General features: G+C 67.8%; 13 protein-coding genes. 3 read left to right on the top strand and 10 right to left on the bottom strand.

Annotation, left to right across the window (positions count from 1 at the left end):
* Positions 1 to 40 precede the first annotated feature (40 nt).
* The 4 genes from HUA75_RS11140 to HUA75_RS11125 all read right to left on the bottom strand — a co-directional run bounded on the left by HUA75_RS11140 (position 41) and on the right by HUA75_RS11125 (position 4,680).
* Positions 41 to 661, bottom strand: coding sequence for a sensor histidine kinase (locus HUA75_RS11140; protein ID WP_371746092.1), 621 nt, complete (start codon positions 659 to 661; stop codon positions 41 to 43).
* A gap of 259 nt (positions 662 to 920) precedes the next feature.
* On the bottom strand, positions 921 to 1,373 hold the full coding sequence (locus HUA75_RS11135; RefSeq protein ID WP_141644775.1) for a cytidine/deoxycytidylate deaminase family protein: 453 nt from the start codon (positions 1,371 to 1,373) through the stop codon (positions 921 to 923).
* A 63-nt stretch (positions 1,374 to 1,436) separates the two neighbouring features.
* Positions 1,437 to 2,309: a serine protease gene (locus tag HUA75_RS11130; protein ID WP_141644776.1), complete on the bottom strand. Its 873-nt coding sequence runs from the start codon at positions 2,307 to 2,309 to the stop codon at positions 1,437 to 1,439.
* A gap of 124 nt (positions 2,310 to 2,433) precedes the next feature.
* The gene (locus tag HUA75_RS11125) at positions 2,434 to 4,680 is read right to left on the bottom strand and encodes a PrkA family serine protein kinase (protein WP_141644777.1); all 2,247 of its coding nucleotides are present in this window, start codon (positions 4,678 to 4,680) and stop codon (positions 2,434 to 2,436) included.
* Between the two features lie 337 nt (positions 4,681 to 5,017).
* On the opposite strand from HUA75_RS11125, the gene HUA75_RS11120 reads away from it, so the two are divergent.
* Positions 5,018 to 6,538, top strand: a complete 1,521-nt coding sequence (locus HUA75_RS11120) for an Hsp70 family protein (RefSeq protein WP_141644778.1) — start codon at positions 5,018 to 5,020, stop codon at positions 6,536 to 6,538.
* Between the two features lie 15 nt (positions 6,539 to 6,553).
* On the opposite strand, the gene HUA75_RS11115 is transcribed toward HUA75_RS11120, so the two are convergent.
* Positions 6,554 to 8,557, bottom strand: a complete 2,004-nt coding sequence (locus tag HUA75_RS11115) for a response regulator (protein ID WP_174486344.1) — start codon at positions 8,555 to 8,557, stop codon at positions 6,554 to 6,556.
* A 194-nt stretch (positions 8,558 to 8,751) separates the two neighbouring features.
* On the opposite strand from HUA75_RS11115, the gene HUA75_RS11110 reads away from it, so the two are divergent.
* Positions 8,752 to 10,998: a carotenoid oxygenase family protein gene (locus HUA75_RS11110; RefSeq protein WP_174486343.1), complete on the top strand. Its 2,247-nt coding sequence runs from the start codon at positions 8,752 to 8,754 to the stop codon at positions 10,996 to 10,998.
* Between the two features lie 3 nt (positions 10,999 to 11,001).
* Here the strand turns inward: HUA75_RS11110 and HUA75_RS11105 are convergent, their stop codons facing one another.
* From HUA75_RS11105 to crtI, 3 genes are all read right to left on the bottom strand, one after another.
* Positions 11,002 to 12,048 (bottom strand): HEAT repeat domain-containing protein, encoded by a 1,047-nt coding sequence (locus HUA75_RS11105; protein WP_256433117.1) that lies wholly within the window; start codon positions 12,046 to 12,048, stop codon positions 11,002 to 11,004.
* Between the two features lie 78 nt (positions 12,049 to 12,126).
* Positions 12,127 to 12,936 (bottom strand): hypothetical protein, encoded by an 810-nt coding sequence (locus HUA75_RS11100; protein WP_174486341.1) that lies wholly within the window; start codon positions 12,934 to 12,936, stop codon positions 12,127 to 12,129.
* 238 nt (positions 12,937 to 13,174) lie between these two features.
* Entirely contained in the window at positions 13,175 to 14,794 is a 1,620-nt protein-coding gene (crtI, locus tag HUA75_RS11095; protein ID WP_371746091.1) for a phytoene desaturase family protein, read from the bottom strand.
* A 56-nt stretch (positions 14,795 to 14,850) separates the two neighbouring features.
* On the opposite strand from crtI, the gene HUA75_RS11090 reads away from it, so the two are divergent.
* Positions 14,851 to 20,166 (top strand): trifunctional serine/threonine-protein kinase/ATP-binding protein/sensor histidine kinase, encoded by a 5,316-nt coding sequence (locus HUA75_RS11090; RefSeq protein WP_174486340.1) that lies wholly within the window; start codon positions 14,851 to 14,853, stop codon positions 20,164 to 20,166.
* Positions 20,167 to 20,238: 72 nt separating this feature from the next.
* On the opposite strand, the gene clpX is transcribed toward HUA75_RS11090, so the two are convergent.
* Together clpX and HUA75_RS11080 are read right to left on the bottom strand one after the other, a co-directional pair.
* Positions 20,239 to 21,516 (bottom strand): ATP-dependent Clp protease ATP-binding subunit ClpX, encoded by a 1,278-nt coding sequence (gene clpX, locus HUA75_RS11085; RefSeq protein ID WP_141644784.1) that lies wholly within the window; start codon positions 21,514 to 21,516, stop codon positions 20,239 to 20,241.
* 223 nt (positions 21,517 to 21,739) lie between these two features.
* Entirely contained in the window at positions 21,740 to 22,396 is a 657-nt protein-coding gene (locus HUA75_RS11080; protein ID WP_141644785.1) for a hypothetical protein, read from the bottom strand.
* Positions 22,397 to 22,405: the final 9 nt, after the last annotated feature.

Below are 22,405 nucleotides of genomic sequence, written 5' to 3'. Positions count from 1 at the left end.
GGATGACTCTGAAGGAGAAGCCTGGCGCCCGGTACAGCCCTCAAGCGCGAGGAAAGATGAGCCGGCAGGAACCACCTCGGACGTGGAGGTCCACTCCCAGCTGGGCACAGCGCAGCCCCAGGGCCGCCACCACGTCCGCGTGCTCCGGAGCGCTGTCGCCCCCGGTGTCCTCCACCTCCAGCACCGCCACCGAGCCTTCTCCTCGCACCGTGACGCGCACCGAGCCCCCGCCCTCGGCCCGCCGGAAGCCCCGCAGCAACGCCTGGATGACGAAAAAGCCCAGCTCCGAGGTGTCCGCCAGGCGGACCAGCACCCCCGCCTCCACCGCCACCTGCACCGTGGCCCGACGCTTGCGTCCCTCGTGAGCCACCACGCCCAGCGCCCGCGTCGTCGCGTCCGACAGGTCCACTTCGCCCGCCGTGCCGCCCCGGGTCACGATGAAGTCGGAGAACTGCCGCAGGATTCCGTCCACGCGCTGGATCTGCTCGCGCAGCGCCTTGAGGTTCTTCTCCTGCGACGGCGGCACCTGCCCGGTCTCCGCCTTCAGCTTCTCCGACAGCACCTCCAGGTGGATGGCCATCGCATTGAGCGGGTTGCGGACGTCGTGCAGCAGGCTGTCCATCAGCGTCTGCACGGCGCCATAGCGGGCAGCGCCCACCACGGGATCCGTCGCTTCCTGGACACGCACCACGCTACTGGACACAGCCGTCGAGCTAACCAACGGAAACTCCTCGGGTTTTTCGTCTCCCTCTCCCGCCGCCACCCCACCGCCGGCAAGAGTTAGGGAGCCTGTTCCACAACGTCAACCCTGGGTCGGTAATTCTTGCCGGAAACGGCAAATTCCCGAGTGGAGTCAATGGCTTGGACAGGCTCCGGAGTGTTGTCCGGATGACGCTTCCCGAAGGCTTCCAGCAGGCGCTTCAGGTCGAGGACGCGGGAGGGCGCGCGGCCTCACCCAGGCCGACGAGCTCCAGCTTGAGCTGGGAGGCCACCTCGAAGATGCGGGGGTCCCGATAGAACTCGCCGAAGACGATGCGGACGAGGCCCGCGTTGGCGATCAGCTTGAAGCACGGCCAGCAGGGGCTGGCGGTCGTGTAGATGGTCGCTCCATCAATGGCCACGCCGTTGGTGGCGGACTGGATGATGGCGTTCGCCTCCGCGTGCACCGTCGCCACGCAGTGTCCGTTCTCCATCATGTGGCCCACGTCGTCACAGTGCGGCAGGCCGCGGATGGAGCCGTTGTAGCCGGTGGACAGGATGGTTCGTCCACGGACGATGACGGCCCCCACGTGCTTGCGATCACACGTGGCCCGCGTCGCCACCTGCTTGGCGATGTCCATGAAGTACTGATCCCACGAAACACGTCCCGACATCCGCTCGCCTCCTGGCCCGAGCAGATGTAGCGCGCAGCGGACGGCTGTCGACAAAAAGGCGGCTCAGCGCCCGGCGGCGTGAGCGACGCCTCCCTCGCCAGGCAGGCTGCGTTCCAACAAGCGCCCGAAGCCCTTGGCCTGCAGGAACTGTCGCACCTTGGTGCTGGGCGCGGCGAACGTCTCGCCGGGCATGGGCACGTCGAAGCTGTAGCTCTCCTCACGCACCGCGAAGTCCACCTGCGCCGTGCGGTAGCCCTCCACGATGGCCAGCAGCCGGCCCGACTCCAGGCTGAAGATGCCGCCGCCCGACGCGCCGTAGCCGATGGGCGCGTCCGTCTTCACCATCCTCGGACGCCGGGACTCCCGGTCCCACTCCACCTGGGACAACATGCCGCCGGACAGCGACAGCGCGCGGCCATAGGGCGACGCCGCCACGACGACATCCTCGCCCAGCTCCAGCTCCGCCTCGTCCGCCAGCTCCACCGCGGGCAACGCCAGCCCCGGCACCTTCACGAGCGCCAGGTCCAGGTCTGGCACCTGACCGGTCGCCACCACCTGGCCCACGTGCGACTCCACGTCCGCGCGGCGGTCCACCAGCACGTTCAGCGTGGGGGCCTTCAGGTCGTCCATCACCACCGCGTGCGCATTGGTGATGACCCACGCGACCACGCCCTCCGCGCTCCGCTCGGAGCCCACCACCACGCCAGAGGCCGTGCGCCTCACCTTGTCCGCCTCCGTGATTTGCAAGCGCACGTTGTGAGGGAGGATGCGGCGCACCATCTCCTTGCGCGTCGGCCTCGACGGCTCCGGTGTGGATACCCGCACCACCTCCGGCGGCGCCTGAGGCACGGGAGCGCTGGCGGGGGACGCGGGCGCACCGGCACACGATGCGAGGGCGAGCAGGGCGACGGGGGCGCCCAGGAGGAAGCGGGTCATCGACTCTCCGGGATGAAGGACGGCGCTGAGACTGCGAACTCGCTTGCGACGCCCATCTTCCCCACGCCCCATCCTCATTGGAAAGCAGGCGCCCTGCAGGGGCCGGTCGCCTGCCCGCCCGGCCTCAGGCGTAGCGCTTCTTCATCAGGAACAGGATGGCGTCCTTCGCGCAGTACTCGCAGTAGCCGTAGCGCTCCGCCATCGTCTTCAGCGTGCCCTGCACCTGCGTCTGCTCGCGCGTCGACAGCTGGTTTCGGTCCTCGGAGAGGTACTTGAGGACGTTCTCCTTGTTCTTGCGCAGCACCCGCTTGCGCTCCTCGAAGTAGTGGTCCCTCAGGCGCTTGAACATGTCCGGGAAGATGCGCGGGTAGTCCATCGCCAGGTCTGGATTGTCCAGCCGGTGCGCGCCGATGGAGGAGATGAGCCCGCGGCGGAACTCGGAGACCTCTTCTCCGCGCGGCATGACGATGGCTTCCACCTCCTGCATGCGCTGCTCGTCGGGCTTCTCCATCTCGCCGGTGATGCGGTTGCGCATCTTCTCGCCGCGCACCCAGTGGCTGACGCCCTGGATGTAGCGCTCCACCAGCTCGCGATACTGGCCCTCGGAGACCAGGCCCATGGACTCACGCACCTCGGTGTCCACGCGGTCCAGGTACTCCGCCTCCGCCACGCGCACGAACTCCTCATGGTCGTGGTAGCCGTCCACCACTTCCTGGAGCAGGAACTCGTAGACGCTCTTGTCCTTGCAGATGGCCTCCAGCTCCTCGAGCACCGCCAGGCCGTTGAGGCACTTGTAGTCGGGGTTCTGCGCGGCGTTGAACAGCGCCGTCTTGATTTCGCGCGCGCTCGCGCCCACGCGCCCCTCGTAATTGGGGTACGCGTCCGACTCGGTGAACAGCTCCTCGCGCAGCTTCCTCAGCTCCTTGGTGTTGGCCAGGCTGAGCCGGTCCGGCGGCGCGCCCTCCTCGTACAGGTGCAGCTTCTCCACCGGCGTGACGTGGTCGATGAGTTCCTTCACATCGCTGGGATAGCGGTCCGGAATGGGCTTCTTCAGGCGTGTGAGCACGGCCCACATCGCTGCCAGCTCCGTCGCGTGGGGCGCCACGTGTTTGCCCACCGTCGTCGCGGACACCTGCGCGTCGTAGATCTGCTGCTCGGTGCGGTAGCGGCGCAGGTAGGGCACGCGCACCAGCTCGATGCGCCCCTTGAACGACGCGAAGTCCGGCAGCTCCTTGAAGGCACCCAGGTGTTTCTCGTTGGACGACGCGATGAGCACCTCGTCCAGCTGGAGCACGAACGGCTCCAGCGGCACCTCGCTCGTCTCGCTGAACCCCAGCAGGTACTTGAACGCCTCCAGCGGGCGCTTGAGCAGGTCCGCGTACTCGATGAGGCCCCGGTTGGCGTGGACGAGCGGCCCGTGTGGTTCGAACAGGACGGTGCTGTGCAGCGGCGCGGGCACGTTGAGCTGGGTGCGGTCCGCGGTGATCTGCTGGACGACGGCGTCCACGCTCATCTGCGGCTCCACCGTCACGGTGGCCACCTGGTAGCGGCGCGACACGTAGAAGCGCTCCACCTGGACGTGGCGCATCACCTTCAGCCAGTCGCCGTTGTACGAGTTGAGCAGCGCCGTGTAGATGCGGCGGCACTTGGAGCACAGCTCTCCGTCCCGCACGTAGTCGGACAGGATGTAGTCCCCCGACTCCCCGTCCCCGGTGCCCAGCCCCTTCTTCTTCAGGGCCGTCTCCAACACCTTGCGCCGCTCGCCTGGAGGCATGGCGAACATCGGATGATCCCGCAGCTCACACGGCATGCGCAGGTCGATGTTCTCCGCGTCCAGATGCGCGAAGGTCGTCAGCTCCCCGTTGCCGTCCGTGCGCTCCCCGAAGCCAATGGAGCCCTTGATGAGCTTCTCCGAGGGGAACACCCAGGCGATGCGGTAGAGCGCCCCCTGCGGCAGCCAGGAGTACGTCTCCATGCCGGCCTTGAGCGCGTTGACCAGCGTGGACTTCGCGCTGCCGTTGGGGCCGTGCAGGAAGATGAGCTTGTTGATGCGGCCGGCGCGCACGAAGTTGCCGAGCACCCGGTAGATGGCGTTCTGCACCTCCTCCTGCCCCGCCACCCGGCCGTCCCGCCCGCTGCCCTCCGTGTTGAAGACCTTGAAGCGGCGAATCGTCCCCGTCGGATGCGGCACCGTCTCCGTGCCGAAGTGGTCCATCACGTCCCGGAGGTACTGCGCCGCGTTCCGCGCCTGGGCGCGCGGATCGTTGATGAAGAGCGACAGGTACTCCTCGAAGGACAGGATCGAACGGTTCTTGACGAAGTCGGCGTTCACCTGCGTGCCCACTTCCTGCAGATAACCCTTCGCGTCCACGGTGGCTCTCCTCGTACGGGTCAGTTCTCTCTAGTCAGGGGCCCGGCGCTCCGCAGCCTCCGTTGGCCTCCCCAAGACCTTTCCGCCCGGCCTGCTGGAAGTCCAGGCCCCTTTGCCGTCATGTCGTCCAGCCCACGGGCTCGGGCAGCCGGTTGCCCTCCAGGGAAGAGAGTGGCCGGGTTGGACTTTTCGCCCGACATCGTGCGGGGTTCCAGGGTTTTGCCAGGAGCCGACCGGAGGCGAGCGGGCGCGCTGGGTGTAAGCATACTCGCGTGGGGGCCGGGGGTGAGATACGGTCCGGACCTTCTCTTCGGTGCCCACCCGGAGTCCAAACACGATGCACAAGGAGCCCATCATCGGCATCGACCTCGGCACGACGAACTCGTGCGCGGCGATCGTCGAGGAGAGCGGGAACGTGAAGCTCATCCCCTACAAGGGCGGTGAGTACACCATCCCCTCCATCTTCGCGATTGACGACAAGGGGAACGAGCTCATCGGCTACGAGGCCAAGCGCCAGTGGCAGCTCAACCCGCGCAACACCGTCTACGGTGCCAAGCGATTGGTGGGGCGCACGTTCGGCAGCGACGTCGTGGAGACGATGAAGAAGGTCGTGGCGTACAACCTGCGCCCCGGCAAGAAGAACGAAGTCACGCTGGATGTGGGCAAGAAGGAGTTCACCCTCCAGGAAGTCAGCGCGAAGATCCTCGGGAAGATTCGAGAGGTCGCGTCCAACTACCTGAAGATGCCCATCAAGCGGGCGGTGGTGACGGTCCCCGCGTATTTCAATGACAGGCAGCGCCAGTCGGTGAAGGACGCCGGCAAGCTCATCGACCTGGACGTCGTGCGCATCATCAACGAGCCCACCGCGGCGGCGCTCGCGTACGGCGTGGGCAAGGGCCTGAAGCAGAAGGTCGTCATCTACGACCTGGGCGGCGGCACCTTCGACGTCTCCATCATCGAAATCCGGGACCGCGTCTTCGAGGTGAAGGCCACCGGCGGCGACGTCTTCCTGGGCGGCATCGACTTCGACAACGCCATCATCCACCACGTCCTGAAGGACTTCGCGGCCAAGACGGGCATCGACCTGGCCACGGACCCGGTGGCGATGCAGCGCATCAAGGACCTGGCCGAGCGCACCAAGATCGACCTGTCCGCGCGCGACGAGGTGCCGTTCAACATCCCCTTCATCACGATGACGTCCCAGGGCCAGCCCCTGAACATCGAGATGAAGTTCACCCGGAAGATGCTGGAGCAGCTCACCAACCACCTCGTGGACCGCACGCTGCAGATGGTGGCGCGGGTGCTGGTGGATTCGGGGCTGTCCACCAAGGACATCGACGAGGTGATGCTGGTGGGTGGGCAGACGCGCATGCCCGTCGTCCAGGACCGGCTGACCAAGTTCTTCGGCAAGCCGCCCAGCAAGGGCGTGCACCCGGACGAGGCCGTCGCCATCGGCGCCGCGCTCTACGCGCACTCGCTCCAGGACGACACCAACCTGCGCATCCAGTTGCTCGACGTGATTCCCATGGCCATTGGCCTGGAGAAGGCCGGCGGCGCCTTCCACGTCGTCTTCCCGCGCAACGCGCCCATTCCCAACGCCAAGCAGCTGCTGGCCACCACCAGCATGGACAACCAGACCGAGCTGGCCATGCGCATCTTCCAGGGCGACCACGAGATGGTGGTGCGCAATGACATGCTCGGCGAGTTCACCTTCTCCGGCATCCAGCAGGCCCGCGCCGGCGGCGTGCAGGTGGAAATCACCTTCGATGTGAACATCGAAGGCATCCTCACCATGCGCGCCAGGGACCCGGCCACCGGCCGGGAGATGAACACCACCGTGCGAGTGACGCAGAGCTGAGCGCTCCGCCGTCCCCTACCGGGACGGCAGCGCCGCCAGTCCCTGCTCGCGCGTCTCCTCACGCTTCTCCGACACGACGAATGGCGTGGAGTCCTCGGGCGTCACGTCTCGAGGCCCCTCGCCGCGCAAGAGCTCGAAGACGGTGAGTGACGTCGTCGCGCCGTGCAGCACCTGCTCTCCCTGCGGCGCGTAGACGAAGGACTCCCGGGCGCGCTCACGCGTCCTGTCGCTGAGAAGCACCTGCCCTCTCCGGGCCAGGCCCGCGAGCTTCGAGGCGGTGTTCACCACCTCGCCCAGCACCGTGTAGTCGAGCCGCCCGGACGCCTTCGCGCCGATGCTCCCGGCGACGAGGTCTCCCGAGTCCAGGCCCATGCAGACACCATGCGCGTAGGGCGCATGCGCGCCGCCGCGAGTGGCCAGGGTCTCCAGCTGACGGCGGATGGACAGACACGCCTCCAGCGCCTGGTCCACGTGCCCTGGCCCTCGGAACACGGCCATCACCGCGTCCCCCACGAACTTGTCCACCGTGCCACCGCGCGCGAGGATTTCCGGGACAATGGCCTCGAAGTTGGCGTTGAGCCGGCGCAGCGACTCCGGGGGCGCCTGCTGGCTGAGCACGGGCGTGAAGCCATCCACGTCGATGAAGACGACGGTGCCCTCCACCCACTCGCCCGACATGTCCTCCGTGCCCTGCAACATCGGAGGAATCCGCTCCAGCACGCCGCCGGGGACGAACATGCGCAAGAGGCCGTTCTCCTCCGTGTATCGCACCGTGCGGCGCAGCTCGCGCACATGCTTGAGCGTCTTGATGAGCGTCGCCTCCATGTCCGGGAAGTCGATGGGCTTGGTGATGAAGTCGAAGGCCCCCCGGTTCATCGCCGTGCGCAGGTTGCTCATGTCCCCGTACGCGGAGACGATGACCACGCGAGTCAGGGAGCTGACCTCGCCCACGCGGGACAGGAAGGTGAGCCCGTCCATCCTCGGCATGTTGATGTCGCAGAGCACCACTTCGGTGTCGGGATTCTGGCGCAGCTCCTCCAGCGCCTCCTCGCCGTCCGACGCGAAGAGGAACTGGTACACGGAGCGGCGGATCTGCTTGCGGAAGCTCTGCTCCATCAGCACCGCGACGTCCGGCTCGTCGTCCACCACCAGCACCTTCGCCGGCCGTGACGGACGCCCCGCCTCCACCCGCGCGATGAAGTCCGAGGACAGCTCGTGCGCGGACTGGTAGCGCCGCGAGGGCTCCACGTCGAGCGCGCGCGCGAAGAAGGCATCGACCTCCGTGCCCAGGCCGGGCACCAGCGTGGACGGCGACACGGGGGCCGGAGGCACGTTGCCCAGCCGCAGCTGCCGCAGCGACTCCAGGGGGAACGGGTGCTGGCCGGTGAGCGCGCGGTAGGCCACCACGGCCAGGGCCCACAAGTCACAGCGGTGGTCCAACCGGGGCGACAGGCCGCGCAGCTGCTCGGGGCTCATGTAGCGCGGCGTGCCCGCCATCTCCTCGTCCGGATGAGGCTGCGCGTCGCCTCCCTGCGTCAACAGGGCGAGCCCGAAGTCGAGCACCTTGACCAGCTCCCCCGCCGTGCTGCGCGAGAGGAAGAGATTGGCGGGCTTGAGGTCCCGGTGGATGACGCCCGCGGCGTGCGCGGCGGTGAGCGCGCGGGAGGCCTGCGTGAGCAGCCGCTCCACCATGGCGAGCGACAGCCTTCCGCGCCGGTTGAGCAGCGCCTCCAGGTCCTCGCCTTCCAGCAGCTCCATGACGATGTAGGGCTCGTCACCGGAGAGGTCGCAGTCATGGACCTGGATGACGTGTGGACTCTGGAAGCGGGCGATGGCCTGCGCTTCCCATTCGAACTGGCGCAGCGCGTGGGGGGTGGGCGCGCAGTGGCTCGCCATCAGCTTGAGGGCGACCAGGCGCTGGAGCTTGGGATCCCTCGCCACCCACACGGTGCCCATTCCACCGCCCCCGAGCACCCGCTCCAGGACGTATCGCCCGCCGATGACGCGTGGCTGAGACATGTCGTGTTCGTTCATGTTTGTTCGCCCCGAGCGGCGGGATGATGGCACATGGGGTCCACACCCGGTACCCCATCCCGGTCCCTCCCTACCCAAGCGGACGGGCCACCTCGTGCGAGGTGGAGATGCGGCGCGTGATAGCGTGCCGGCCCCGTTCCCCCGACACGACTTGCACCTCCCTACCCGTGGAGGCGTCCATGCACGAAGCGATCAAGCCCCCTCTTCCTCCTCTTCCCCACGCCGCCGGTGACGACGAGCCCGCTCCCGCGCCGCCGCACATGCCGGACGGAACCACCTACCCCGGCCTCGTCGTGCATCCGGGCCTGCGCCCGGGCATGCCGCGCAACGCGATGACGTCCGATCGGACGCCGTACTCAAAAGAGCCGCTGAAGGTGCTCGCCGGCAAGCTGCCGCCGGATCTGCATGGACATGTCTTCGTCGCGGGCCCCAGCGTCCATGCGGGCTCGCCCGCGCTGGCCTCGGACGGGCTGGTGCTGCGGCTCGACTTCGACGGCGCCGATGCGACGTTCAGCTCCGCCATCATGGAGACGCCGTCGTACTACGCGCGGGAACCGGTGAACGCGGGAGCGACTTCTCGCGGCCCCATCACCCGCTACCTCAACGAGTTCCGTGAGACGACGCTCTCCGACGTGAGCATCTCGCTGGGCGCGCAGGAGGCCCCCAACACGGCGCCGTTCCTCGTGGAGGGTGAGAACATGTTGCTGGTGACCACGGACGCGGGGCGCCCGTGGGCCATCCACCCGATGACGCTCAAGGCGTACACGCCGCTCGGTTATCTGCGCGAGTGGAAGCCCGCCATCCCCACGCCCTGGGCCTTCCCGCTGCTCCAGAGCACCGCGCACCCCGCGTTCGCGCCCGAAGTGGCGGAGCCCATCTCTCCCCGGGAGACCGAGTCCCAGCAGAAGCCTCGCCTCTTCTTCACCAACCACGCCCCCAAGTGGCCGCTCGGCGAAGGCTGGACGCACCTGTCGAGCTGGGACACGTGGGAGAACCGGCTGCACCACTGGGCACTGATGGACGCGGCGACGGGCAATCCTGTGGTGGCGCAGTCGCTCCATCAAATCGCCGTCACGCGCGACTACGTCGTGTTGCTCGACAGCAACTTCCCCATCAACTTCTGGACCATCGCGGTGCAGGCGGCGCTGCCGGGGATGACGCGCGTGCAGCGACTGGTGGATAGATTCACCTCCGAGCGCGCGTACCCGCAGGCGGTGTTCTGGGTGGTGAAGCGCTCGGACCTGCGGCCCTCCCCCGGCACGCTGTCGCGGGACGACCCGCCAAGGATTCCGGCGCATCGCTTCCAGTCCGGCGGGGGTGGCCTGCACTTCGCGGCGCGCTACGAGAACCCGGACGACGTCATCACCCTGGTCGCGGGACACTCGCCGTCCGAGGACCTGTCCCACACCATCAAGGAGGGGGACCTGCTCATCAATGGCCGCCGGGCTGAGGCCTACCAGGAGGGCATGCCCACGGCGGTGCCGGTGACGCGCAGCTCGCTGGGGGTGCACCGCATCGACATGCGCAACCGGCGCATCGAGTCGCGCCTGCACTCCCACGACAACTTCACCTGGGGCCTCACCGTCTTCTCCAACGCGGGCCTCGTCAACGGAGAACTCGAGACGAACCTGCGGCTGTATCTGCGGCAGAAGTGGCGCTCGCCCACGTCCGACAACAGCGACGGGGCCGAGCCGAACTGGGTCATCCCGGATGACGAACTGGCCATCTACTTCAACTCGGATGGGTTCGCGGCGGACATGGTCCCCGAGTACGTCTACCAACTCTACAAGCCCATCGTTGGAGACAAGAGCGGCCTGCCCATCCAGGAAGGCCGGGCCGCGAGCTTCTTCAAGTTCTACGTCAAGTCGGGTCGCTTCGACGGCTACGTGTTGCCCACGGGCTGGTTCGGCTTCGCGCCGCAGTTCGTGCCCAGCATCAAGCTGCCGAAGGTGCCGTACTGGAAGGGCTACGTCGTGGCGCTGGTGGTCTCCGACCCGACGCCGGACCTGCTTGCCGACTCCACGGGCGACGAGGTGTGGATCTTCGACTCGGAGAACATGAGCAAGGGGCCCATCTGCCGGCTGGGCAGCAAATACTTCGACGTGGGCATGACGCTGCACACCACGTTCCTTCCGCCAGGGCTGGGGGAGATCCTCGACGGCCACGTGCCGGATAATGCGGGCCCGCAGTACTGCGTGGACGTTCGCGAGGACTACAACGTGGACGCGATGGAGAAGACGTACGCGGAGTGGCTCCCGGGACTGTTCCCCCGTGTCCCGCGCGTGCTCTTCACGCCGTGGAGGCTGGGAGTGAGGTGGGCGCTCAACTTCCCGAAGCTGCGCAAGGTGTTCGAGGAAGACGTGTTCCCGAACTTCCCGCGCCAGCGCCCGCGGTCGCCTCCGGGCGGGGGCGGCAAGAAGGACTGAGCGTCACTTCGCCGGGAGCATCCCGGAGTCCGCCATCTCGAAGTCTCCCTCGGGGGAGACGAGGACAGCTCCCCCGAAACAGGAGATGTAGAGGCGTCCGTCGGCGAGCCATCCAGAGCCCTGAGGAGCACCGGGGAGCTGTCGCCAGGGCTCCACGTCGAAGGTCTCGCCCTGGGCAAACACCCGGTACAGTCGACCCGTGTTCCCTCCGAGGTGGGCCAGTCCTGTCGCGACGATGATGTGCGGCCCCAGGCGATGGATGCCAACCACATGGGTGTAGAGGATGTGCGTTTCGGTGGCGTCGTCCCGCTGGTGAACGAGTTCGCCACCCCACTCTCCCCGACTGGCACCCAGCAGATATCCGTCCGAGACACGCAGGCCGCATTGGGGCCGCTGGTTTCGCTTCTTCACCCGAGAAGGATATTCGCCCATGTCGAACACCTCGGCGGAGTAGGTCCGTTGCGCGAGGAAGACCGCGGGGAGTTCATCCGGGCCCAGGTCGAGAAACGGACGGGAGGTGGCCGTCAGGGATGCGCCCGCATGCTCATGGGCGAAGAACACGGAGTTGGTCCTCCCCGCCGGATACTCTTCCTCGCCCCGGATGACCCGAACGGCCTGGCTGGCCGCCTCCTTCACGGGCGGATACCAATGCCTCGCCGCGATGCGCTCGAGCGACTCGATGGCTCGCTCCGCGTAGAGCAACCCGAGAGCGCGGGCCGAGGCATGGACACGGCGCCAGTCCGGGCCATCCTCGAGCTGCGCGATGAGCGCATCGGTGGCCTCCGCGTATTGGATGAGGCCGAGCGCGAGGGCCGCGGTGATCCTCATGTCCCAGCCTTCGCTGGCCAGATGCTCGACGATGACACCCCCCGCGTGGCGCGCGTGCGGGCCAAGCTCCGCGAGATCCCGCACCGCGAAGTCATCGTACGGCCGCTGCGCCAGGCGCTCGATGAGTTCTTGAACCCTGGCGGAGTGAGTTCCATCGACCCAGGTACCGAAACTCCGGAGGAATGCACTCACTCGGCCTGACGGGGTTGAGCCCAAATCCATACCTCCCAGGGGAAAGCCTCTCGAAAACCTATCACCCCCGAGTTCCGCGCGAGCCCCGCGGCGTGGTGACTCCTCGCATCACTCCCGTGCCATGACGGTACGGGTGGCGTCCTCGAAGAGCGTGTCCGGCACGGAGGCCAGGACTTCATCACGGCGTCCCTCGACCCAGGCCCAGCGCGCGCCCAGCTTCGTCACCAGGCCCAGGGTTCCACCGCGAAGACGTGCGATGAAGTGCCGCGCCTGACCCTTGCCGCCATCGAACCGCCACAGCACCGCGTCGAGTTCCGGCGGCGGAGTGTCCGTCGCGAGCAATGGAGCGATCGCGGCCTGGCACTCGAGCCGGAGGATGCGCGCGTCCAATTCCACGATGAAGTCATGCACGCTCAAGTCGCCGCGCGTCTCCGCCTCGCGCAGGTACTTCACCACCCGAGCCACCGCCGCGGTGAGGTGGACATACGTGTCCTTGCCCCGACACAGGGCCGCCGCCGCGCCCGCTGTGCGCCGGGCCACCGCGAGCGCTTCCGACTCCTTGGGCTCGGAGCGGGAGTCCGCGATGAGCCGGTGGTAGGCGCGGCCCGCGTGGCTGGTCAGTTGCTTCTGATGCCCGAGCGAGAGTGACTCCTGCGGCGTGAGGCGCGACGGCTTCGCGAGGAAGTCACGCACGTGGTCCAGCACGCGTCGTGCGACGGCCTCCTCGAACCGGTCAGCGAGGTGCGGCGCGACGAGCGAGGAGAACCACAGCCCCAGTTCCACCTGCCCCGCAGCCGGACAGACAGGGCGCGGCCCCCCAAGCGCCCACGGCCCGGCGGGCCGGTCCTCCGGGCTCGCGGCCTGGAGCGCCGCCTTCAGGATGATGTGACAGTGGGCCAACTCGTCGACCGCCGCCATGCACGCGCTCCTCCGTGGCCTGATTCTCGGGCACACGCGCCCCGCCCTCAATCTCCGCGTGAGCGCAGGGTGACGATGTGGGCTGCCCCGTCGCCATCGAGGTCCGAAGCAGACCCGGCCCCAGCACGAAGCTCACGCCTCCGTGCGGCGATACGGACTCACGCGCCGCCATCGAGACCTGAAGCCGCTCCGCCGCCTCGTCAGCACGAGGCTCACGCCTCCATGCGGCGATGCGGGCTCAGGCCTCCGCCATGACCGTGTCGACGATCTTCGCGGAGCACAACACCGCGGGCAGTCCCGCCCCCGGATGCGTCCCCGCACCCACGAGGTAGAGCCGGTCCACGTCCTCGCTCTTGGCCTGGGCTCGGAGGAACGTGGTCTGCATCAGCGTGGGCGCGAAGCTGAACGCCGCGCCCCGGAACGAGCGCAGGTCATCCCGGAAGTCCTCCGGCGTGAAGACCCTCGACGTCACCAACTCCTGCTCCAGTCCCGGCAACACCGTGCGCGAAAGCCGGGCCGCCAGCTTGCGACGGAAAATCTCCGCCCTCGCCTTCCAGCTCGAGCCGTCTCCCAGGTGCGGCACCGGCGCCAACACGTAGAACGCATCGTGGTCCGGAGGAGCCAGCCCCACGTCCGTCGCCGTGGGGCGATGGAGGTACAGCAGCGGGTCCTCGGAAGGCAGCCCCGGCCCGGCCAGTCCGGAGAACATGCCCTTGAAGTCGCGTCCGAACAGCAGCGTGTGGTGCGCGACCTCTGGATACCGACGCCGCGTTCCGAAGTACCAGAGGAACACGCTCATCGAGTACCGCGCCTGCTGGATTCGTGTGTCCGTCCAGTGACTGCGCACGTGCCTGGGCAGCAGATAGCGATACGTCCACGCCGCGTCCGCATTGGACACCACGGCCTCGGCGGGAAGCCATGAACCATCCCCGAGCCGAACCCCCGTGGCCTTGCGCCCCTCCACCGTGATCTCCGACACCTCGCTGCCGTAGCGAACCTCGCCCCCCAGCGACTCCAGCAAGGACACCATTCCCCGCACCAACGCCCCCGTTCCTCCCACCGGAAAGAACGCACCCCAGCGCCGCTCCACGAACTGGATGGACGTGTACACCGCGCTCGCGGGCGAGAAGGGACTGCCACCGATGAGGAGCGGATGGAAGCTCAGCGCCTGCCGCAGTCGCTCGTCCTTCACGTGACGCGACACCAGCCCATACATGCTCCGGAAGGCTTCATCGCGCACCAATGCCGGAGTGAACGGCGCGAGGCTGAGCACGTGCGGCACCGGCGCACTCATCAGCGGGCCGATGCCCGCTTCGTACATCCGCTCGACACGAGCACTGAGCGACAGGTAGCCCGCCTCGTCTCCAGGCGAGATGCGTCGCACGGACTCCAGCATCGCCTCCTTGTCCGTGTGGTAGTCGAACGTGACGCCGTCCGGAAAGCGCATGCGGTACAGCGGCGTCACCGGCTTGAGCTCCACGTGGTCCGCCAGCTTCCGTCCCGCCAGGGCCCACAGCTCCTCGAGCAGGTGCGGACAGGTGATGACAGTAGGGCCGGCATCGAAGGTGAACCCGTCCTGCTGGAAGGCATGGGCCCGACCACCAGGTCCATCCCTCCGCTCCAGGACGGTGACTCGCCAGCCTCGCGCGGCCAATCGGACCGCGGCCGCCAGCCCTCCAAAACCACTTCCGATGACGAGAACGCGCCTGCCGTCTCGCCGCGTGTCGAGTTCCACCCTGGCCGAAGGTCTCATCACCGTGGAGGTTCCATGGCACACCCGGGCCGCGCGCTCCACTCCGGCGAGCAGGCAACCCTCCTCGCGAAGCGACCGGGCGCTGTTGCGAGCCTGGGGGTGCACAGCTAGCCTCCCCCATCCAAGGGGGGTGCCGCGCCCCTGCGCGCACGGGTTGAGCAATGATTGAGGTTCCTGGCTACCGCAGCGACAGAGCGCTCTCCTCCTCCGGCTCCTTCCAGCTCCTTCGCGCCACGCGCGCGGAAGATGGTGCCCGGGTCACCCTGAAGGTCGCGGAGCCCACTCGGCCCCCGTCCCTCACCAATCGTCTTCGTCACGAATTCGAGCTCACCCACACCCTCCGCCTCGACGGCGTCCTCCACCCTCTTTCCCTCGAAGAATCCCGCCCTGGCATGTCCGTGCTCGTGCTTGAGGGTTTTGGAGAGACGACCCTCGCCCAGCGACTCGCCGCGGGCCGCATGGAGGTCCGTGCCGGGTGCAGGATCGCCGTCGCCCTCGCTCGCGCCGTGGGCCAGCTCCACGCCGCCGGCATCCTGCACCGGGACCTGCAACCCGCCTCCGTGCTGCTGAGCGCGGACGGCTCGTCCGTGAAGCTGACGGGACTCACCCTGGCCACGCGCCGCGCGCGGGCCGAAGTGGCGCCTGTCGCCCCGGAGCGCTTGGAGGGCACGCTCGAATACCTGTCGCCCGAGGGCACGGGCCGCACCCACCGCAGCGTGGACTCGCGCAGCGACTTCTACTCGCTGGGTGTCATGCTGTTCGAGCTGTTCACCGGCCGTCGGCCCTTCGCGGACACCGATGCCCTGGGGCTCATCCACGCGCACGTTGCGCTCCCCCCGCCGGCACCACAGGAGCTCGTGCCGGAGCTGCCTCGCCCCCTCTCGGCCCTCATCCTCAAGCTGCTCGCCAAGTCACCCGAGGACCGATACCAGAGCGCGTACGGACTGGTCGCCGACCTCCAGCGCTGCCTCGACGCGCTGGAGGAGACCACCGGCGCGGTGCCCGACTTCGAGTTGGGCACGAAGGACGTGCCCGAACGCTTCGCCGTGCCCGAAAAGCTCTATGGGCGCGAGACACAACAGGCCGAGCTGAAGGCCGCCTTTGATCGCGCGGCGTCGGGTCGCTCCGGCTTCGTGCTGCTCACGGGTGCGGCCGGCATGGGCAAGTCCGCGCTCACCGGCACGCTCAAGCGTCCCGTGTCGGCGAGACATGGCCTGTTCGTGCGGGGCAAGTACGACCAGCTCCTTCGGGACACGCCCTACAGCGGCGTCTTCGAGGCCTTCCGCGAGGTGGCCCGCAGCCTGCTTGGCGAGGAGCGACTGGAGGATTGGCGCGCGCGCTTGCTGGAGGCGTTGGGTGGCATGGGGCGGCTGGTGGTGGACGCGGTGCCGCGCCTGGCGCTGGTGCTGGGCGAGCAGCCTCCTGTCCCCGAGCTGGGCCCCGCGGAGTCGGAGCTCCGATTCCAGCTCGTGTTGCGCAAGCTGGTGGGGGTGCTCGCCACGAAGGAGCATCCGCTCGTCATCGTGCTCGACGACCTTCAATGGGCGGACAGCGCGAGCCTCCAGTTGCTGCGCCTGCTCCTGTCGGACCGGGGACTCAATCACCTGCTCGTCGTCGCGGCCTGTCGCTCCGAGGAGCTGGGGCCCGAGCATCCGGTGGAGGGACTCACGCAGGCCCTGCGCGATGCGGGCACGCCCGTGCAGCGCATCGACCTGGAGCCGCTGACACCCGCACAGCTCACCCGCCTCGTGGCCGATGTCTTCCCCGCGGCGGCGGGTCAGCCGGACACGCAACTGGACGCGGTGGTGCTCTCGTTGACGGAGGGCAATCCATTCTTCGCGGTGCAGCTCCTGCGCGCCTTCTACGAGCGCGGGCTCGTGCGCTTCGACGCTGAGGGCGGCGGGTTCCGGTGGGATGGTGGAGCGCTGCGCGGACAGGACTTCAGCGACGGCGTGGTGGCGCTGCTCACGGCGCGAATTCGAGAGCTGAGCCCGGGTGCTCAGGCCCTGTTGCCCGTGGCGGCGGCACTCGGCCATACCTTCACGCTGCGCAACCTCGCCGTCGTTCTGGAGCGCTCGCCGGAGCAGGCGGAAGAGGCCCTGGACGAAGTGCTCCAGGCGGGGCTGGTGGCACCGGTGGGCGAACGGCTCGCCGATACCGAGAGCAGCGACAGCTTCCAGTTCGCGCACGACCGCGTCCAGCAGGCAGCCCTGGAGCTGACGCCCGTCAGCGAGCATCCGGAGGTGCATGCGCGCATCGGCCGGCTGCTGCTGCGGCATACCCCTCCCGAGCTGATGGACGAGCAGCTCGCCGACATCGTCAGCCACTTCCACCTCGCCCTGCCCGTCTTGAAGGACGCGGAAGAGCGCAACCGCGTGGCGGAGCTGGACCTGCGCGCGGGGCGCGGCGCCAAGTCACGCGGTGCGTGGGCCGCGGCGCTGCGGCTCCTGACGACAGGTCGACAGCTCCTCGGAGACGAGGGCTGGAAGTGGAACCGCGTGCTCGCGTTCGACCTGCACGTCGAAGCGGCCGAGGCGGCGTACCTCGCTGCGGACTTCGAGCAGATGGAGCGGCTGGCCAGCACGGCGCTGGCCCACGCGGTGGACCGGCTCGAACAGGTGCGGGTGCATCTGGTGCGACTCCAGTGTCACTCGCACCGGGGTGAGCACGAGCGCGCGGTGGACCTGGGGCTGAAGGTCCTCGGGACGTTGGGGCAGCACCTGCCGGCGAAGCCCAAACAGGCGCATGTCCTGGCCGCCGTGGCGAAGACGAAGATGTACCTGGGGCTGCGCAAGCCCGAGGACCTGGAGTCGCTTCCGGAGCTGACGGACCCGCTGCTGCTCGCCACGCTGCGGGTGATGATGAAGCTGGCCACGGCCGCGTTCATGGCCCGGCCGCTGCTCTTCCCGCTCGTCGTGTTGCGCAACCTCCAGATTTCCATCCGTCATGGAGCGACGGGCACGGCGGCCTTCGGCTACGTGGGCTATGGCCTGATGCTCAGCGTCCACCTGGGCAATCCCGAGGAAGGATACCGCTACGGCCGGCTGGCATTGAAGACGTTGGACCGCTTCGGCGCGGAGAGCCTGCGGTCGATGGTCCACTTCGTCTTCAACCTCTTCATCCGGCACTGGAAGGAGCCGCTGTCGCCGTGCATCGACGACTTCTTCGCCGGGGCGAGCAAGGGCCAGGAGACAGGCGACATCGAGTACTTCGCGTACAACTCGAGCGCGGGCTGCGCCGTGTCGCTCATCGCACGGGATGGACTGGGAGAGCATGGCCCGCGCGTCGACCGCTTCATCGATGCCCTCGCCTCGCACCGGCACCAGAACGTGCCCTTCCTCCAGTACACGCGGCACACGCTCGACGTGCTCACGGGGGCCTTCACCGGGGACGTGGAGGCCCGGGAGCAGGACATCGTCGCCCCGTATCACCAGCTCGGTTATGCCAACGGCATCGCCACCTGCGACGTCATGCGCACCATGCGGCGCTGGTTGTGGGGTGATGCGAGCGGAGCGCTGGAGAGCGCGGCGGCGGTGGACGCGCGCGTGGAGCTCATCGCGGGGCAGATGTACCTGCCCTGGTACAAGTTCTTCCAGGGCCTGGCGCTCCTCCAGCTCCATCCCACGAAGGGACCGCTGGAGCGAATCCGCTCCTCGCGCGCCATCGACACCCTCCGCAAGCAGATGCGGGGTTGGGCCCGCATCGCCCCGATGAACTACGGCGCGCGCGCGGAGCTGCTCGACGCGGAGCGCGCACGCGTGGACGGGCGCGCCGACGAAGCAGCGGATGGCTATGACCGGGCCATCCGGCTGGCCCGGGAGCACGGGTTGTCGCTCGACGAGGGCGTGGCCTGCGAGCGGGCCGCGCACTTCCACCTGTCCGTGGGTCGCGAGCGAGTGGCCCGTTCGTATCTGGAAGAGGCACGGAGCGCGTATCTGCGCTGGGGTGCTCGGGCCCTCGTCTCGCGAATGGAGCGAGAGCATCCGCGCCTGCTGACGTCTTCGGCTCCAGAGTTCCCTCGGACCGAGGAGTCCGGTGGCACTCCGCTGGCCGCGCTGGACCTGGAGTCGGTGCTCAAGACGGCGCGCGCGCTGTCCGGCGAAATCGTGTTGGACAAGCTGCTGCGCAAATTGATGACGCTGCTCATCGAGAACGCGGGCGCGCGGCGCGGCTTCCTCATCCTCAAGAAGCCCGCGGGCCTCTTCATCGAAGCGGAGGGCTCCGTGGATGGAGCCCGCGTGCTGCAAGGGCAGGCCGTTCCGGTGGAGTCGTCCACGGCGCTGCCGGCCTCCATCGTCCACTACGTCGTGCGCACCGGGGAGACGGTGCTCCTGGATGACGCGACGGCGGAGGAGCCCTTCTCCGAGGACCCGTACGTCCGCAGCGCGCGTCCGAAGTCCGTGCTGTGCAGCCCGCTACTGAAGCAGGGCTCGCTCACGGGGGTGCTCTACCTGGAGAACGACGCGACGCGAGGCGCCTTCACCCCCGAGCGCCTGGAGGTGCTGCGCCTCTTGTCCTTCCAGGGCGCCATCTCCCTGGAGAACGCGGGCCTGTACGCGAGCCTGGAGGAGTACAGCCACACGCTGGAGCGGCGCGTGGATGAGCGCACCGCGGAGCTCCAGAGCAAGAACGTGGAGCTGGCGGGCACGCTCAGCCGCATCCAGGAGATGCAGCGGCAGTTGGTGGCACAGGAGAAGCTGGCGTCCCTGGGCTCACTCACCGCGGGCATCGCCCACGAGCTGCAGAACCCGCTCAACTTCGTGAACAACTTCTCGGAGCTGTCCGCGAAGCTGGCCGCCGAGCTGGACTCCACGCTGCGGGGCATGACGGACAAGTTCGACGCCACGACGGCGGAGGACGTGCTGGAGACGCTGGAGGACTTGAAGCAGAACTCCAAGCGCATCCAGTCCCACGGCCAACGTGCGTCGGGAATCATCAAGACGATGCTGCGACACTCGCGGCGCTCGGAGGGCTCGCGCAGCCGCGCGGACCTGAACATGTTGATTCGCGACAGCGTCAACCTGGCCGTGCAGGGACTGCGAGCCCGTCAGGGTGCGGCCACCGTGGAGACGGACACGGAGCTGGACGCCACCGTCGGCACCGTGGAGGTGGTGGCCGGCGACATCAGTCGCCTGTTCATCAACATCCTCGACAACGCCTTCTACGCCACGGTGCAGAAGCAGCGAAAGGCCGACGGGGGCTTCGTCCCTCGCGTCCAGGTCTCCACCCGCCGCCAGGGAGACCGCGTGGAGCTGCGCGTGCGCGACAACGGGCCGGGCATTCCGCTGGAGATTCGCGAGAAGCTGTTCGACCCGTTCTTCACCACCAAGCCCGCCGGCTCCGGCACGGGCCTGGGCCTGTCGCTCTGCCACGACATCGTCCAGGAGCATCAGGGCGAGATTCGGGTGGAGAGCGTCCTCGGCGAGTACGCGGAGTTCATCATCACCCTCCCCGCGCCCAAGGGCTCCACCGCCTGACGCCGGACATGAGAAGGCCCCTCGTTCCACACGGGAAGGAGGGGCCGGAACAGCAGAGAAGCAGCGCGGCGGCTAGGCCGTCTTCTTCTCCTTCTCCATGACGAGCTGGGGTGCCTCGTGACGGGTGATGACCGTCTCGGTGATCTTGCACTCCTTGACGCCCTCGCGGAACGGCACGTCGTACATGATCTCCAGCATCGCGTCCTCGAGGATGGCGCGCAGGCCACGCGCTCCGGAGTGACGGCGCATCGCCTCGCGAGCGATGGCGCGCAGCGCCTCCTTCGTGAAGGTCAGCTTCACCTTCTCCATCTCGAAGAGCTTCTGGTACTGCTTCACCAGCGCGTTCTTCGGCTGGGCGAGGATGGTGACCAGGTCCTCTTCCTTCAAATCATTCAGCGTGGCGATCATCGGCAGACGACCGATGAACTCGGGAATCATCCCGAACTTCATCAAATCTTCCGGCTCCGTCAGCGCCAGCAGCTCGCCCACGCTGCGGTCCTCGCGGTGCGAGATTCGCGCCCCGAAGCCCAGGCCCTTCTCGCCCACGCGGCGCTTGATGACGCCGTCGATGCCGTGGAACGCGCCGCCACAGATGAACAGGATGTTCGTCGTGTCGACCTGCACGTACTCCTGCTGGTTGTACTTCTTGCCACCCCTCGGGGTGACATTGGCGCGCGTGCCCTCGATGATCTTCAAGAGCGCCTGCTGCACGCCTTCACCGCCCACGTCGCGGGTCGCGCTGGGCATGTCGCCCTTGCGCGCGATCTTGTCGATCTCGTCGATGTAGACGATGCCGCGCGCCGCCTTCTCCACGTCGTAGTCGGCGTTGTGGAGCAGGTTCTGGATGATGTTCTCCACGTCCTCACCCACGTAGCCGGCCTCGGTGAGGCTGGTGGCGTCCGCGATGGTGAAGGGGACGTTGAGGAAGCGCGCCAGCGACTGCGCCAGCAGCGTCTTGCCGCTGCCCGTGGGGCCGATGAGCAGGATGTTGCTCTTGCTGAGCTCCACCTCCTCGCCCGATGGACTCTTCACGCCAGGGCGCGGTCGAGCCGAAGGCTTCTTCTGGTAGATTCGCTTGTAGTGGTTGTACACCGCTACGGCGAGTACCTTCTTGGCCTGGTCCTGCCCGATGACGTACTCATCGAGGAACGCCTTGATTTCCGAAGGCGTTGGCAGGCTGACCTGAGGCTTGCCTTCTTCACGCTCGTTCTCATCCGCGATGATGTCGTTGCAGAGCTTGATGCACTCATCGCAGATGTAGACCGTAGGTCCCGCAATCAGTTTGCGGACCTCGCGCTGCGATTTTCCGCAGAACGAGCAGGACAGGTTGACGTGGTGCTCCTTCTTCACTGCCGCCTCCGAGTTCGCCGACCCCGGTTCCCCCGGAGCCACTTCGCCGTCCACCGCTCCCCAACCCAAACGGCCTGCCCACGTCTCGAACAGCCGCCGGGCCCACCTACATGGGGGCCCATAACCACTATAGGGCCCTCCCCCCTGGGCAGGAAGCCCAACGGTGCGGGCCCGTTACGGAGCGTACAGCCTCCGCAACGGGTGAGCGTTCAGTAACAGTGGCTCAGGCGTCCGTCACGCCCGCGGCGAGCTCTTCCACGTCGTCCGCCAGGGCGGCTGCCCGCTCGGCAACAGCGTTCGGAATCTTGCGGCACCCCGCCAGCTCGCTGGCGAGCTTCCGAGCCATCGACGCCAGCTTTCGCACCTGGAGGCTCTCGGGCGGCGGCTCGGGCGGCGGACGGGGGAAGCGCTCGGTGAACTCCTTCTTCAGCTCCGTCGGAGACTTCTCCGGGCTCCAGATGCTGTCACGTAGGGATTTGTATTCAGTGGGTGACAACTGGCCCCGCTCCTCGGCGTCGGCCAGCACTTCGATGACCTCGAAGGCCGGAGCCTTTTCAGGGAACTCCTGAGCCCGCAGCTCCTCCTCGGGCTCGTGCTTGGCCAGGAAGCTGAAGGAACGGGTGAGCTTGAGGGCCGTCTGCTTCTTGATGTGCAGTTCCTTGAGGCAGTAGGCCTCGAAGGTGGGGTGGCCCCACTCCTCGAACTTCGCCTCGTCCCGGACCGTCACGAGCAACTTGCCCAGCTCGGCCCAGGTGGACTTGAAGCGCTTGGCGGCCATCAGCACGGTGTGACGGAACGTCCCCGGCGGCACGCTCAGCGCTTTCTTCGCGATTTCGGTCTCGGCAACGGATGCGGCGGACATGGCCCCGGTATGCGGCATGCCCGCGAG

Source organism: Myxococcus sp. CA040A (genome assembly GCF_013336725.1).
Taxonomy (GTDB): Bacteria; Myxococcota; Myxococcia; order Myxococcales; family Myxococcaceae; genus Myxococcus; species Myxococcus llanfairpwllgwyngyllgogerychwyrndrobwllllantysiliogogogochensis.
Note: the sequence above shows the minus strand (reverse complement) of the source record. Positions and strands in the feature narration are given on the sequence as shown.